This window comes from Mesorhizobium sp. B2-1-3A (genome assembly GCF_006442655.1).
GTDB lineage: Bacteria > Pseudomonadota > Alphaproteobacteria > Rhizobiales > Rhizobiaceae > Mesorhizobium.
Map to the genome: position 1 here is coordinate 138118 of NZ_VFWK01000002.1, position 14994 is coordinate 153111.

The 14994-nt window shown below is 63.2% G+C and carries 13 protein-coding genes; 5 read left to right on the top strand and 8 right to left on the bottom strand.

The window, feature by feature from the left end; translation table 11 throughout:
• Positions 1–20: 20 nt before the first annotated feature.
• The 6 genes from FJ977_RS07255 to FJ977_RS07280 all read right to left on the bottom strand — a co-directional run bounded on the left by FJ977_RS07255 (position 21) and on the right by FJ977_RS07280 (position 7717).
• Positions 21–2408: a polysaccharide biosynthesis tyrosine autokinase gene (locus tag FJ977_RS07255; RefSeq protein WP_140769982.1), complete on the bottom strand. Its 2388-nt coding sequence runs from the start codon at positions 2406–2408 to the stop codon at positions 21–23.
• A 237-nt stretch (positions 2409–2645) separates the two neighbouring features.
• Positions 2646–3542 carry a UTP--glucose-1-phosphate uridylyltransferase gene (locus FJ977_RS07260; RefSeq protein WP_056569474.1) on the bottom strand — a complete coding sequence of 299 codons (897 nt, stop codon included), beginning with the start codon at positions 3540–3542 and terminating at the stop codon, positions 2646–2648.
• A 74-nt stretch (positions 3543–3616) separates the two neighbouring features.
• Positions 3617–4600 carry a glycosyltransferase family 2 protein gene (locus FJ977_RS07265; protein ID WP_140769984.1) on the bottom strand — a complete coding sequence of 328 codons (984 nt, stop codon included), beginning with the start codon at positions 4598–4600 and terminating at the stop codon, positions 3617–3619.
• Positions 4590–5540, bottom strand: a complete 951-nt coding sequence (locus FJ977_RS07270) for a glycosyltransferase family 2 protein (RefSeq protein WP_140769986.1) — start codon at positions 5538–5540, stop codon at positions 4590–4592. Before FJ977_RS07270 ends, FJ977_RS07265 begins: the two co-directional genes overlap by 11 nt.
• Positions 5540–6529: a glycosyltransferase family 2 protein gene (locus FJ977_RS07275; RefSeq protein WP_140769987.1), complete on the bottom strand. Its 990-nt coding sequence runs from the start codon at positions 6527–6529 to the stop codon at positions 5540–5542. Before FJ977_RS07275 ends, FJ977_RS07270 begins: the two co-directional genes overlap by 1 nt.
• A gap of 15 nt (positions 6530–6544) precedes the next feature.
• Entirely contained in the window at positions 6545–7717 is a 1173-nt protein-coding gene (locus FJ977_RS07280) for a glycosyltransferase family 4 protein (protein WP_140769989.1), read from the bottom strand.
• A gap of 480 nt (positions 7718–8197) precedes the next feature.
• Between FJ977_RS07280 and FJ977_RS07285 the strand changes: the two genes are divergently transcribed.
• From FJ977_RS07285 to FJ977_RS07300, 5 genes are all read left to right on the top strand, one after another.
• Positions 8198–9481: a glycosyltransferase family 4 protein gene (locus tag FJ977_RS07285; protein ID WP_181179691.1), complete on the top strand. Its 1284-nt coding sequence runs from the start codon at positions 8198–8200 to the stop codon at positions 9479–9481.
• A 145-nt stretch (positions 9482–9626) separates the two neighbouring features.
• A complete protein-coding gene (locus FJ977_RS35705; RefSeq protein ID WP_181179693.1) occupies positions 9627–9770 on the top strand; it encodes a hypothetical protein in 144 nt (47 codons plus the stop codon).
• On the top strand, positions 9767–10555 hold the full coding sequence (locus FJ977_RS07290) for a family 16 glycosylhydrolase (protein ID WP_181179695.1): 789 nt from the start codon (positions 9767–9769) through the stop codon (positions 10553–10555). Before FJ977_RS35705 ends, FJ977_RS07290 begins: the two co-directional genes overlap by 4 nt.
• Before the next feature lie 209 nt (positions 10556–10764).
• Positions 10765–12261: a lipopolysaccharide biosynthesis protein gene (locus tag FJ977_RS07295; RefSeq protein ID WP_140769995.1), complete on the top strand. Its 1497-nt coding sequence runs from the start codon at positions 10765–10767 to the stop codon at positions 12259–12261.
• Positions 12262–12314: 53 nt separating this feature from the next.
• Positions 12315–13337, top strand: a complete 1023-nt coding sequence (locus FJ977_RS07300; RefSeq protein ID WP_140769997.1) for a phosphoribosyltransferase family protein — start codon at positions 12315–12317, stop codon at positions 13335–13337.
• 46 nt (positions 13338–13383) lie between these two features.
• On the opposite strand, the gene FJ977_RS07305 is transcribed toward FJ977_RS07300, so the two are convergent.
• Both FJ977_RS07305 and FJ977_RS07310 read right to left on the bottom strand, forming a co-directional pair.
• Entirely contained in the window at positions 13384–14463 is a 1080-nt protein-coding gene (locus FJ977_RS07305) for a glycosyltransferase (protein WP_140769998.1), read from the bottom strand.
• A 68-nt stretch (positions 14464–14531) separates the two neighbouring features.
• A complete protein-coding gene (locus tag FJ977_RS07310; protein WP_140769999.1) occupies positions 14532–14981 on the bottom strand; it encodes a hypothetical protein in 450 nt (149 codons plus the stop codon).
• Positions 14982–14994 lie beyond the last annotated feature (13 nt).

A 14994-nucleotide genomic window follows, 5' to 3' on the forward strand; every position in this document is an offset into this window, starting at 1 on the left:
CCGTGAAACGGCGAAATGCCCTAGACCGGCGCCTTGCTGCGGACTTCCGACTTGTCGAGATAGTAGGTCGAATATTTGTCGAAGAATTTCTCCGACGCCCCAAACGACCCGTATTTGGCGAGCTTCTTCAGATCGACCTTGTTCAGCACCGCCCCGACGATCTTGTTGGCGACATAGGGCTCGGATTCCAGCATCGACCGCACCATGGCGCGCGGCGTGCGGCCCCATTCGGTGACGAGCACGAAGCCGTCGACGAGTGGCGCGAAGGCCTTGGCGTCGACCACCGGCCCGAGCGGCGGCAGATCGACGACGATGTATTCGAACGTCTCCTTGGCATTATCGATGAAGCGCCGCATTCCGGCCGAGGAAAGCAGCTCGCTCGTGTGCGAGAAGTGCCCACGCAACACGGCCGGAATGATGGCAAGCTTGGTCTGCCTGTCGATCTTGCCGACGGATTGCCATGTCTGACCGCTCACCACCGCTTCCATCAGGCCTTGTTCGGCCTCCATGCCGAGGCTGCGGCTGAGACCGGGATTGCGCAAATCGCCGTCGATGAGCAGCGTCTTGGCGCCGTTGGCGGCAAGCAGCCCGGCGAGATTGGCCGCCACCGTCGACTTGCCTTCGCCGGGAAGCACGGAGATGACGCCGATGACGCGGCTGCCTTGTCCTTCCATCACGACGTCGAAGGCGATCTTGGCGCTGCGCAGCGTTTCGGCAAACATCGATGCCGGAGCGTCGATGCTCACCCTCATTCGCGCCCGCCTTTCAATGGCGGCCGGCGATCTGGCTGCCTTGGCATCCGGCTGAGCCTCGGCCGGCTTGTCGTCCTTGGCGGGTTTGCTGCCGATGGTCGGCAGGTAGCCGAGGAATTTGAGACCGACGCGGTCGCGCACCTCCTCACCGGTCCGGAAAAACCGCTCGTTGAATTCGTTGAGGCCGCCGAAGCCGGCGCCCATCAGCACACCGAGCACGAGCGACAGCCCGAGCACGACCATGGTACGCGGGCTCGAGGCGGAGAGCGGTGTCGAAGCGTCCGAGATGATGCGGATCTTGCCTACCGGGAAGGATTGCTGCTGCGCGGCTTCCTCGTAGCGGCCGAGGAACGTCTGGTAGAGGGTCGTGAGCGCCGTCGCCTTCTGGTCGAGGTCGCGCAACTGGACCTGCGACTGGTTGTCGATGGAGCTCTTGCCCTGTGCGGCGGCGACATTGGCCCGGAGCGCGGTCTCGCGCGCCAGCGCCACTTCATATTCGTTGCGATAGCTTTCGGTGAGCTGCTTCAGCTCGCCGAATATCTGCGCCGATATGTCGGCCTTTTCCTTGGCAAGCGCGACCGCCTGCGGATGTTCGGGACCGAAATTCGCCTCGACGTCCTGCTGCCGCTTGGCGACGGTGAGGTAGCGGGTCTTGAGCGCCGAAATGACCGAACTGCTCGGCTGGTCGGCCGATATGGCCGCGTCCTTGAAGGCGTTCTCGGAGCCGCTATCGACAATCGACTTGTACTGCTGGTAGCGGGCGCTGGCGCGAGCCGTGTCGGCCTGCGCCACGATCAGCTGGGCGTTGAGGTCGGCAAGCTGCTTGTCGCTCATCAGCTGGCCATCGCTGTTGGCGGACAGGCCGTGCTCGGCCCTGAATTTCTCGACCGCGAGCGATGCCTGCTGCGAACTCTCGCGCAGTTCCGTCAGCCGGCCCTGCAGCCAAACCGCTGCGCGCTCGGTGGCGTCGAAGCTGGCGTCGAGCTGATCGGCAAGATAGGCGTCGGCATAGGCCTTGGTGATCGCGGTCGCCAGTCCCGGATCCGTCGCCTGATAGCCAAGCGCGATGACATAGCTTCGTCCGACACGATCCGCCCGGATTTCGTTCTGCAGCTTGAGGATGGCGTAGTCGCGGCGTGACGCGGCAATCAACGCATCGCGGGCGGCCGGGTCGAGTTTGCTGATGTCACCAAGGCCCGGCATGGGAGGGCTGGGGCGGACATACTGGATCAGGCCGCGGATCAGGCCGACGCCCTGGGCAAGTGCCGACTGCGGCGGGTTCATGAAGGCATCGTTCTGGTCGAGCTTGAGCTTGTCGACGACCACCGCGGCAAGCCGCGTCGAGGTCAATATCTCGATCTGGCTCAAAATGGCGGAATCGGTCTGCATGGTGGTCGACGCCGCCGAAATGTCGTCGACGATCTTGTTCAGGCCCTCGTCGATCAGCACGCTCGAGACCGACACAAATTTGGGCGGCGTGGTCTGCAGATAGAGCATGCCTAGGAAAAGACCGATGGCGGCGCACACGGCAACCACCTTGGCCTGCCGCGCAGCCATGCCAAGCAGACGCTCGATATCGATGAAGTCTTCGCCGCCTCCTGCATCCGAATTCGGCAATGGCATCCTCTTGTCGAGAGGAAAGTTGGCATAGTTCATCGTCGGTCCAATCCCAGAGCCTGTCGCGTCCCGATCATCGGGTTTAGGCTCTATCTCTTTGTTTGGGCACAATCTTTTCCGAAAACCGGGACTGACTTTCCGGGATCGTGCCTTGGCTTGCAGTTGCCTCGATGGCCGGGAGCATTGCCGTGGGCAACGCAAGCCTCATGCCAATCAGCGAGGAACCTGCCAGTCCCTCGCCAACAGTCATGTGACAATGCTCCCGAAAGATGGGCATTATGCGGCTTCTTCCTGGCGTTCATGCGACCGGACGAACTCCTGAAGCATCTCGAAAACCGGACCCTTCATGTCGTTGCGTGCCAGCGCGAAGGCGATGTTGGCCTGGATGAACCCTTCCTTGGACCCGCAGTCGAACATGCGGCCCAGGAAAGGCTGGGCAAAGAACGGCTGGTCCCTCGACAGGCGGACCATGGCGTCGGTCAGCTGGATCTCGTTGCCGGCGCCACGCTGCTGATTGCCCAGCAGCGCGAATATCTCGGGCTGCAGGATGTAGCGGCCGTTGATGTAGAAATTCGACGGCGCGTTGGCCGGGGCCGGCTTCTCGACCATGGCCGTAACCTCGAAACCGCCGCCGATCTCGGCGCCGCGACCGACAATGCCGTATTTGTTGGTTTCGCTCGGATCGCAGCGTTCGACGGCGATCACATTGCCGCCCGTCTCGGCGTAGAGATCGGTGATCTCGGCCAGGCAGCCGCGCCCGCCGAAGGAGACCATGTCGGGCAGAAGCAGGGCGAAAGGCTCGTTGCCGATGACTTCGCGGGCGCACCAGACGGCGTGGCCGAGGCCTTGCGGCGACTGCTGGCGGATGAAGGAGGTGGCGCCAGCCACAGGCAGCATGCTTTCGAGCGCCTCCAGCTGGGTCTTCTTGCCGGTCTGCTCCAGCGTGCCGATCAATTCCGGATGCAGGTCGAAATAGTCCTCGATGACCGCCTTGTTGCGGCCGGTCACGAACACGATGTGCTCGATGCCGGCTTCGAAGGCCTCGTCCACCGCATATTGCACGACAGGCCTGTCGACCACGGGAAGCATTTCCTTCGGCATCGACTTGGTCGCCGGCAGGAACCGTGTTCCAAGCCCCGCCACCGGTATCACGGCCTTCCTGATTTTCTTCATCGCAAATTCCTTCTGAGGAGATCGACTGCAGTTCCTTCACAGGCCACGAAAAATCCCTCCATGTGCCTGCATCTTCACCTCCCCACCCCCACGGCAAATTGTGCCGCTACTCGTCGCAACCGCACGGCGATCGGCATGCCCATATGCCTGACCGCCGCCGGGTCGCTGAGCGCCGTTCGGATCGCCTTGAGCGGGGACCGCGCCTTGATGTGCTGGACCATCGCCAGGAAGGAGGCCGCCTTGCGCAGGCTGCGGCCGCGCCGGGCAAAGGCCGCCTGAGCTGCCTCATCCATCTGATGGGTTTGAGCGAATACGGCGTCCGCCTTGCGCATCGCTTCGACATGATGAAGCTCGAGCACACGCGAGATGGAGCCGCTGCGAATGTGATAGGCGTAGCCGATATCGGGCTCGACCACGCATCTGCCGTCCTTGGCGAGCGCCTCGGCAAACAGGATATAATCCTCGCCGATCCTCAGTTTCTCGTCATAGCGAAGCCGGTTCTCATCCAGGAACCGGCGCTGGAAGATCGGCTTGAGGTAGCCGAGATTGAACTTCGATTCGAAGACGATGTTGCCGGCGATGTAGGTGGCCAGCGAAATTTCGCGCAAGCCTTCCAGATACTGCCGCGGGAACATCGCATCCTCGACCACACCGTCCTCGCGGATGACCTGGAGATTGTCGACGGCGATCTGGGCATCGGCTTTTTCGGCGCGGTTGATCATGGCGGCGAGACGGCCGGGAAAGATGGCGTCGTCGGAATCGAGAACCGCGATCCACCTGCCGCGGGCGACGTCGAGGCCGGCATTCCTGGCGCCGCCGGGGCCGCGATTCCTGGCGAGCGCAACGACACGCACGATGTCCCCGGGATAGGCCCGCGCCACATCGAGCGTGGCATCGCGCGACTGATCGTCGACAACGATGATCTCGACGCTGACATCCTTCTGCGCGATGGCGCTGGCGATCGCCCTGTCGAGCGTCGCCTCCGCATTGTAGGCCGCGATCACAACGGAAACGTCGGGGGCTGAAACGGCGGGGATCGGGGAAACGTCAGGCTGCACGCTTGCCTCCTTCCCCCGGCGAGGGCTGGCCATAGAGGCGGATTTCGCGGACGCCGACAAGACCGCTGACGACACCGACATGCATGATGCCGCGCAACACGCTGCGGTTCCTGCGTACCGGACTGGCGACGACGGGAAGTGCCGCGGCGAAACAAAAGGCTGCTTTTGCGGAGGCAAGGCCGACATGCTTGATCAGCCCGATGCCGCGCGCATTGCTGCCCAGGAGGTGACCATGCGTCTGACCGACGCGAAAACGCCGCCGGCCAAGCCAGTCGAACGCGGCCCTCGAGCGCGGCACCACTTCGTCCACCCAGGCGTCCTGCGAGAAGGCGATGCGGCCGTCGGCCTTGACCATCTGATCGAAGAACTCGGTGTCCTCGCCGCCGGTCTGGCCGCGCGCCAGGCTAAAGCGACGGCCGCGCAAGCTGTCCGATCCCATGCGCAGCAGGACATTGCAGGTGTAGCCGGTGCGGATCTCGCCGCGCACCCAGACGGGCAAGGTCGAATGGAAATCGCCACGCCGCATCCATTCGGGCGCATCCGGACGGTAGAGCGCGCGCACCGGGCCGAGCACGGCTGTTGCGCCGCTGTCCTCAGCCGTCGCGACCAGTTCGGCCAGCCAACGGGGCGAGGCAGTCTCGTCATCGTCGATGAAGGCGAGGAAATCCGCCTCGCTGCCATCGAGGCAGGCGTTGCGGGCGACCGAGATGTTGCGTGCCGGAGCGTGCCGGTAGCGGACCGGCAATTTCAAATCCCGCGACAGCGCCGTCACCAGGGCCTGGGCGCTTGGCGTGTCGTCATTGTCGGCGACGATGACGCTGACATCAAACCCCGTCGGCATTTCCATGGCGGCGAGCGAGCGCAACGTATCGGCCAGCTCCGGCCGCCGGAACGTGCACACGCCGATGTCGATGCTGCGGTTCTTGGCCTGAACCGCCATCACGCCACCCCGCGTCGCGCGCCGAGGCCGAGAAGCTGCAGCCAGAATCCGACGGACCAGCCGAAATGCATGACCATCGCCGAGACGCCGGCGAGCGCGATGTCGGCATTGCGCTGGCGGATGGCCGTCACCAGGCCGTAGCCCAGGCATACCGCCGCCCAGACCAGCAAGGGCACAGCCGCGATCCAATGCACGAAGGAGAAGGCAGCCAGAAGAACCACCGGGAAGACCGCCAGCGGCACCATCTGCCGGACCTTCGGAATGACGCGGTGCTTCAGCACATTCTTGGCGCGGCCACGGCCATAACCGAGATACTGGAAATAGAGACCTTTGAGCGAGGCGCGCGGGTAATAGACCATCTGCGTCTTGCCGCTCATCCAGATCTTGTAGCCGGCTTGCCGCAGCCGATAGTCGAGCTCTGCATCCTCATTGTGGCTGAACGTCTCGTCATAGCCGCCGACAGCGCGGAAGGCCGAAATCCGCATCAGCGCGTGATGGCCATGGTCGACCCACTCTCCGGCGGAGAGGTGGCGATGCTTGGAGCCACCGGTGCCGAGTTTCGAATTCTGCGCCGCCGCAACCGATTTCTGTACCGCGCCGCTGCCGCTGGTCAGCATCGAAACCACGACCGAATCCGCTGATGTGGCCAGTGCTTCCTCAACCAGCCGGTCACAATAATCGTCGGGATAGCCGCCATGCGCGTCGATGCGGATCAGATAGTCCGCGCCCTCACCGAAAGTGCCAATGGCGAGATTGATCGCCGCGCTCTGGATGCGACGCTTGTTGTGAAGCAGGATGACGCGCGGATCCTTCGCGGCGATCTGCTCGACAATGGCCAGCGTGCCATCGGTGCTGCCGCCATCGGCGACGATGATCCTGGCGCCCAGCCTTTGCGCCGCGGGCCGCAATTGATCGAGCAGCGTGCCGATATGGGTTGCCTCGTTCAGGCAGGGGATCACGATCAGGCTGGAGGGAAGCGCTTGCGTCATCAGGCGATGTCCATCCTATGCCATGGCTTCGGCCGCGAGGGGTTCGCGCACGGTGGTCAGGCGGCGCAATTTTTCGACCAGCGCCCTGCAGTCGCTGCGGTCGTAGCTCCATGTCCTCGGATTATGGGCAAGCACGCGCGCCTTCAGCCTGCCGAAGCGGTGCTCTTCCATCTTGCCAAGCGCGGTCTCGAGCGCCTGGGAAGTCGGCTGGGGCAGAAGAACGCCGATATCCTGCTGGCTGAGGAACCGCCCCGTTTCGGTATGGCCCATCGAGATCGGCACCGCCCCGAAGCGACAGCCTTCATAAAGGCGGTTGGGCAGCAGCCATTCCGAATTCTGGCCCTCTTCGAAGAAATCGATCGCCCAGGCGAAATGGACGTCCTGGTAGATCGCCGCCATGTCCTCCGGGTTGCGGTAGGGTCCACGAAACGACAGATAAGGCTCGGCATCGACGAAATCATGGAAATCCGGGAATTCCGAGAGCGCCGGACGGCCGCGCAGCACGACCTCGAAACGTCCATCCATGCGGCGCGTGAAATCGGCGAGCAGCCTGAGCGAGCGGCGACAGCGCAGCGCGCCGAACCAGCCGATCCGCCATGGCGGGGCGACAGGCCCCTCCATCGCCTCGCCCGTGCCAGGCTGGATCGCCGCCGCCTCGAAATACTTGTTCTCGACCAGTTCGACCGGGGCGGCGACCTGGCGGAAAGGTTTGAAATAATTGGCGATGAAGGCGGGCGAACTTGTCACCAGCAGCTTCACGTCGCGCGCCAGGTGGCGCTCGGTGGCGCGCAAGGCCTTGCCGAGGACATCGTCGCGGAGCACCAGGCGGTGGATGTCGAGGCATTCATAGACGATCGGCACCTTTGCGCCGAAGGCCGACCCGGCGCGACGGGCAAGCGCCAGCATTTCCAGGTTGCGCGCTATGATGAGATCGGGCCGCGGCGTGCCCCTCAGCTTCGCCCGAAGCGAAACCGTCGCTTTTGCGACCGCCGCCAGGCGCTGGGCGAATCGTCCGTCGCGTGTCGCGCCAAGGTCAACCGGCAGCAATCCTTCGATATCGGCAATCGGGGTGGCGGTGCGGCGGAAGCCCGCCAGGGTGACCTGGGCGCCACCTGTCCTGAGCATTGTGATCCGCCGGCGGACCGCCGGATCGGAGACATCGTGCACCAGGTACAAGACATGCAGCATGAAAACTCGACCGCTGTTTGACCCACCCATGGGGAGCCTAGTACAGCTCTTGCTGCATCGCAACATTTTTGGTGCAGTGTAGCAAAATTAGTCACCTCTGCCGCGCCGCACAAACATATCGCTTGCGGTCCACAACTCTTGAGAATGACCGCGTGGTAGCGCCTTGCGGAAACAATATGGCCCGCCTCGCAAGCAATTTCGGGCAGTTTCACCCATCTCAAGGCACCATGGCGATCTCACCGGGCGAGCCGCGAAGCCCCCAGCAGCGGAGATGGTGGTTAATCAATTCCTAAATATTGTATTGCAGTGCAACAAAAAATGATGTTGAATTCTTGCCAGGGAAGTTGGGTTTTGGAGATTGGCTAGGGGATCCGCGCCTGCATTGTGTTGCAGCGCGGTATGTGATTGCAGCGCTGCTGCAGCTTTGGAATGGCCTGCGAATACCCCCTGATGCCACTGTGTCGATACGGGTGGTGCTGTATGAGCAAGGCTCTTCGTATTGCCGTCTATGACGATAAGTATCCGACCAGTTTTGTTACACCGCGAACATCCAGGCATACGATCTTGCGACAGCGATTTCTGCCGCTGAACCTGGTCTCGTCGAAGCTGGAAGGCGTGACGCTGATCGAACCTGCCCTGTCTGTCGACATGGTGCATGCGTTCAACCGGATACCGGTCAATTCCTCCAAATACATCATGTCGTTCGAATCCCATCTGCCCCGGCAATTCGCCCTTCGCAAACGTGGGCTGGTGGCGCGCTACCTGATGTCGCGGATCACCAACCCCGGCTGCCGCCGCATCATCGCCTTGTCGCATTTTGCCCGCAGAAGTTTGCTCGCCCAGCACTCCGACCATCCGGAACTGGACCTGCTGACGAAAAAGCTGCTGGTCCGCCACCCGAACATCGTGGTGCCGGCAACGCAAGACGCGATGGCGCAAGACGTTGCCGAGGAGTTGGTGCTGACATTCATCGGCGCCCACTTTGGCCGCAAAGGCGGATGCGTGGCGGTCAAGATCGCGGAAAAGGCAGCCGAGCAAAATCTGCCAATTCGAGTGAACATCGTGTCCAGTCTCCAGGTTGGCGGCCACATATGGACGGATCCGACAAGCCCGGGCTTCTTCGACCCCTACATCAAGCTGCTCGAACTGCCGAATGTCCGGCATCACGGGGTGTTGCCAAACCAGGAGGTGCGGCAATTGCTGCGCAACTCGCATTTCGGCGTCCTCGCCACCTTTGGCGACACTTTCGGTTACTCGGCGCTGGAATCGATGTCCGAGCACACGCCGGTTCTTGGAACGAAAGTCTGCGCCTTGCCGGAATTCCTGGAGGATGGCGTCAACGGGATCTCATTGCCTGTGGAGCTCGACGATACCGGCGACTGGTCCAGCCCGGGATACGACGCGCGCGGGGAGGCGAAATACGCACAGTATTTCCGCGATGAGGTCGAACGGCTCGCCAGCCTGGCCATCGAACGGCTGAAGCCGTATATCGGGCAACCGGCCTTGATGGCGCCGCTGCGGCGCGAAGCCCGCAGAACCGCGGAGGTCATGTTCGCGGCGGAGCCGGCAGGCGCGTTCTTTGATGCGCTCTACGATCGTGTCGCGGTGGAAAAAGCCCGCCAGCCGGCACAAATCGATCCTGCCCTAGACGTTTCGTCTCCCCAATCCCTGCCGCTTGAATCCCTTAAGCCCGTGTTATTGCCGTTTGCCCCTGACCCGCAGAGTGCAATGGGGCACGGCATTCCGACAGCCTCCGCGGCCTGAGCACCGCCGAGCATCGCAACAGAGGTCTTTTGCCCCGGGCGTTGGCCCACCGATCGAGAGGGACCACTCCGCCTATTCTCACTGCCCGGATCGAGCCGACACCCGAAACGAATTTTTTTGTTGCATCGCAACATTTTGATGTGGCGTGGCAAAAAACCGCCTCACCGGGCTGCAAGACTCCTCAAAGATGGCGCATGCCCAGCGCCACGGCGCCAAGGCCGCATCGAACGGCCGGATCGAGTACGTCGCCGCCGACAAGGGCAAGGCGGCCAATGGAGGCTACCGATGAATTACACACGCAGAAAACTCCTGGCGCTTCTGGCCGCCTCCACGGCGGTACAATCGGTCGCCAGCCAGGCACTGGCCGAGAGCGTCGTAGCGGGAAGCGGGGACGTCGCCCTCGACAAGCTTCCCGACTGGGCCGATGTGAAGCTCCAGCTTTGGAAATACTCCAATCCCTTCGCACCGTCGCAGTGGAGCGAGCCCAAGCTTGGAGGCTATGACTGGAAGGCCGCCAATGTCAAAATCGTCGACGGCGCCCTTCAGCTTACCGTCAGCGAGAAAGCCTCCGCCGAGGTGATCTCGGGCAGCAATTCCGCATCCGCATCGGCGAAATGGGAGGTGGACGTAACGCTGCCGACGATGAAGCCAGGGCTGATCGCGGCGCCGCTCTGGATCTTCAACGACAAGGCCCATGAGGAGGTCGATTTCGAGATCGTCGGCACCAGGGGATTGCAACTCACCGTCTGGGCGAACGTCGACAACCAGCACAAGGCGGTCTGGGTAAAATGGATCCTGGTTGGCGACCTTTCAGGCAAACGATATCGCCTCGGCCTGCAATATGAGGCCGGAAAACGGGTTGTCTTTTCCATCGATGGCAAGGAAGCCGCGGTCGTCACGCCGGCCGACACCACCGGCGGTGCCTTTCCGAACAAGCCCATGCAGCCGTATTTCGACCTGTGGGTGGCCGCAGGTGCCATCATGGACCCGCGCTGGGCCGGCAAATGGGAGCCGATGGCTCCGTCGGAGAGATTGGTCATGACCGTTCACGGATACAGGCGGACCGACATTTAGCCATGAGGTAACTTCTTGCGCCGTCACGCCTAGCCTCGAGGACGGGCGCAAGCGCCGATCCAGATATGCTGCATTGCAGCATTTTTGGTGCAGTGTAGCAAAAATCCACGTTTTCTGTTGCACTGCAAAATTATTGCCGTAGTTTGGGGTGGGCGGCGGTTGTGGATTTCGGATTTCCGGAATCCGCGCAAAGATCAGGAATCCTGAATTTGGAAGCCAATCCATTCGACCCGCCAGAAGGCTCGTTGCGCAAATCGGTCGGGCGCGGCGCGGTGGTGACCGCCCTGTCGCAATCGGTGCGGGTCGCGACACAGATCATATCCGTCATCGTGCTGTCGCGGCTGCTGTCACCGCAGGATTTCGGCGTCGTGGCGATGTGCGCGCCGGTGCTGGCCTTCATCGCGCTGTTCCAGGATTTCGGCCTGACCCAGGCGACGATCCAGAAATCGGGCATCCGGCACGAGGAGGTAAATTACCTCTTCTGGATCAATGTCGCGGTCAGTGCGATCCTGGCCTGCGTGCTGGCGGGCGCGGCGCCGCTGGTCGCCGCCTTCTACAGCGAGCCGCGCGTGACCGGGCTGGTGGCCGCGTTCGGCCTGCAGATCATGGCCTATGGGCTTGGCGCCCAGCATCTGGCGCTTTTGACGCGGCGCATGCAGTTCGGGCGGCTGGCGATCATCGATGTCGCCAGCGCCGTCGCCGGGCTGGTGGTATCGATCGCCTGGACCTTCATCGACCGTTCCTACTGGGCGCTGTTCGCCGGCACGCTGACCGGCGCGGTGCTGCCGACGCTGTGCTACTGGGCAAGCTCGCGGTGGCGGCCCGGCATGCCGCGCAAGGTCGCGGGCATCGGCGAGCTGATCAATTTCGGCGCCGGCATCACCGGCTTCAACTTCGCCAATTTCTTCGCCCGCAACCTCGACAATGTGCTGATCGGCAAATACTGGGGCGAGCAGCAACTCGGCCTTTACGACCGCGCCTACAAGCTGCTTCTGTTCCCGCTCAGCCAGATCACCAATCCGCTGTCGAAGGTGATGGTGCCGGCGCTGTCCAGGCTGAAGGACGAACCGGACCGCTATCGCAGCGCCTATCTGCGCGTCATGCCGCTGATCCTTTTGGTGGCGCTGCCCGGCGTCGCCTTTGCTACCGCCATGTCGGATGTGCTGATCCCCTTCGTGCTCGGCGAGCAGTGGCGCGCAAGCGCTTCGATCTTCCTGGCGCTCGGCTTTGCCGGGCTGCTGCAGCCGCTCAACAACCCGGCGGGCTGGCTTTTCGTCAGCCAGGGCCGCTCTGGCGACTTCATGCGCTGGGGCATCGTCACCGCGGTGACGTCGGTGCTCGCCTTCGCGATCGGCCTGCCCTATGGCGCGCTCGGCGTGGCGGTCGCCTATGCGGTGAGCGAATATCTGCGCACGCCTTTCCTGTGGCTTTATGTCGGCAAGAGCGGACCGCTGCGGGCCAGTCATGTGCTGCGCGCGGCGACGCCCTTCGTGCTCGGCGCGCATCTGGCGCTGGCGGCGGTCTGGCTGATCAAACCGATGCTGCCGCAACAGCCTGTCGTCGCCCTGGCCGGCGGCGCCGTTCTTGCCTACCTGATCACCATCGTCGTCGCGCTGGCCTTCGCATCCGGCCGCGAGGCCTTGCGCGAGGCCCTGAAAATGCTGCCGGCAAGGCAGCCGGCGGCAACGCCACGCGAGGCGCAATAATTTCGACGCCTTTGCCGGCTACCCAATATCCACACGAGCATCAGGTCCGATCCATGCACTACCGGTCGATATCCGACATGAACGACACCATCGTCAGCAACCTTCACCGGCTGCCGCGTGACATCGACCTCGTGGTCGGCGTTCCCAGAAGCGGCGTGCTGGCGGCGACGCTGGTGAGCCTTGCGGCGAACATTCCGATGACCGACCTGGACAGCTTCCTGGAAGGCCGTGTTTACACCTCAGGCATCACCAAGCGCCGCGCCGCACTCGACCGCAAGGTCTCCGAGATGCGCAAGGTGCTGGTGATCGACGACAGTGTGGCGGGCGGCAATGCCATGCGCGACGCCCGCGCCCGCATCCAGGCTGCCGGCATCGAAGCCGACTTCACCTTTGCCGCCGTGTTCGGCCTGCAGCCTCGGCATGCCGAAACCGACGTCGTCTTCGAGGTCGTGCCGCATCCACGCATGTTCCAATGGAATTTCATGCATCACAAATTCCTGGCGCAATGCTGTGTCGACATAGACGGGGTGCTGTGCCTCGACCCGACCGAAGCGGAAAACGACGACGGCCCAGCCTATGAAAAATTCCTCAGCGAAGCGCGCCCTCTTCATGCCCCGACCCACAGGATCGGCTGGCTGGTCACCAGCCGGCTGGAGAAATACCGCGCGCTGACCGAGGCATGGCTCGCAAGGAACGGTATCCAGTACGACCAACTGATCATGCTCGACCTGCCGAGCAAGGCGGAGCGCCAGCGGCTTGGCGCGCATGGCAGTTTCAAGGCTGATTTCTACCGCAAATCCGACGCCATCCTGTTCATCGAAAGCGAGCATGCGCAGGCGTTGAAGATCACCGAACTGTCGGGCAAGCCGGTACTGTGCGTCGAAACGCACATGGTCAGCGTTCCCGACGCGCTGTCGCTGCCGGCGCTCGGCCAGGCAGCGCGCAACCTGCCGGCGAGGCTGCGGCAGATCAACTCGCAGGAAGGCCGCAAGGGCGCCGCCAAGGCCCTTGTTCGCGCCCTGCTTGGCGCCCGCGGCTACGAGACGCTGAAAAGCCGGGTCAAGCGCCCGGCCTGATCAGCACCGTGGCGGCTGCCGTGGAGCAGCTCGCCACCCGCCATGGCTACGCCGCCTGGCGGGCGCGCTGCCGCACCGCCCTGTCCAGGATGGAGAAGAAGGTGACGAACTGGCGGTCCGGATCGAGCTCGGGGCGCGCCGCGAAACCGCGCGCGAGGCCCGAGACGCGATCATATTCCTTGCTGTCGTTCCACAACCGCCTGACGGCCGCGACCCAGTCGGCGAGCGGAGCGTCGTAATCCAGCACCGCGCCGCCCGGGCCGATCGCTTCGGGCAGGCCGCCGCGCCGCGAGCCAATGACGGGGATTCCGCTGCAATGGGCCTCCGACGCGACGCGCCCCCAGGCCTCTTCCCATTTGCTGGGCGCAAGCAGGATCCTGGTGCGGCCATAGACCGTCTTCATGTCGCTGGTGCGGCTTTCCAGCGTGACATTGCCAAGCGGTGCGATCGTCTCTTCGATGCGCGCGCGGTGATCGTCCTCCAGCTTCCAGCTTTCAACGAACAGGAACGGGATTTCCGGGCAAGCACCGGCAATCCGTACCGCCAACTCGAAACCCTTTTCCTCATAGGGATTGATCAGCGTGACAAACTGGCCCGTGGTCGGCGTGCTGTAATGCGTCGGGTTGATGGTCGGCGGGATCACCGTCGCCTCGATGCCGAACTCCCTGCTGTAGGTGCGCGCGGTGAATTCGGAATTGGCGATGTAGAGTGCCGAGCGCAATTCGCGCAGGTCGCCGGCCAGTTCATGAAACTCGACGTTGCGCAGATACACGACCAGCGGCACGCCCTCGGCCTGCAGCGCCTTGCCGAGCGGAACCGACTTGTGGCACTGGACCACCGCCACATCCGGCTTCACGCGGTTGACGGCAAAGCCCGCCGCCTCCCAGGGGAACCACGCCCGGATCACCGGGTAGCCGGGAAAACTATCGACGACCGCGGGCTGGCGCAAAAGCTTCATCTTGGCGCGCGCCTTGAGGCCGAAGACGCCGTCGCCGAACAGGGCGGCAAGCACCGCGGCCTCATGCCCATGCTCGATCAGTTGTTCGGCCAGATGATGCGTGCTCGACTGGACGCCGCCGCTGAATTCCGGCGGGTAGCCGTTGCCGCCTGCAAAAAGAACTTTCATGATCCTGGCTCCTGGTCTTTTCGCGTTTCATTCTTGCGGCCCGATCGAGGGCCGCGTCGAAAGCCGCCTCAGGCACTCTGTGGCGGATCAAGCGTCGCGAACGGGTTGGTGCATGAGTGCCATCCGGTGAACCGGATCGGATCGTCAGGCGAACTGCGCCCGGCATAGTCCGTCAGCATGTGGAATTCGGCAACGAGCCAGCGATCGAAATGCCTGAGATCGCGCCGCTTGCGCTGCGGCAGCAACCCGCGCGCCTGGCCGAGCTTCGTCTTTTCAAGCAAGGTGACGGCATCACCCAGCTTCTCGCTCGGGAATATCCAGGGATTCCGGTTGCGGAACTCCAGCACGAACTGCTGCAGATGCTCGATGCGCATGTTCAGCCTGCCGAGATATTTTTCCAGCGTGACCCGAACCAGATCCTCGTCCGAAAACGAGGAGACGGCCGCGTAGGCAACGCCTGTCGACGCAACGCCTCCCGCCAGGATGGCCAGTGCCGAGCGCCGTGTGACTTCGATCATCGGCCCGCTCCTT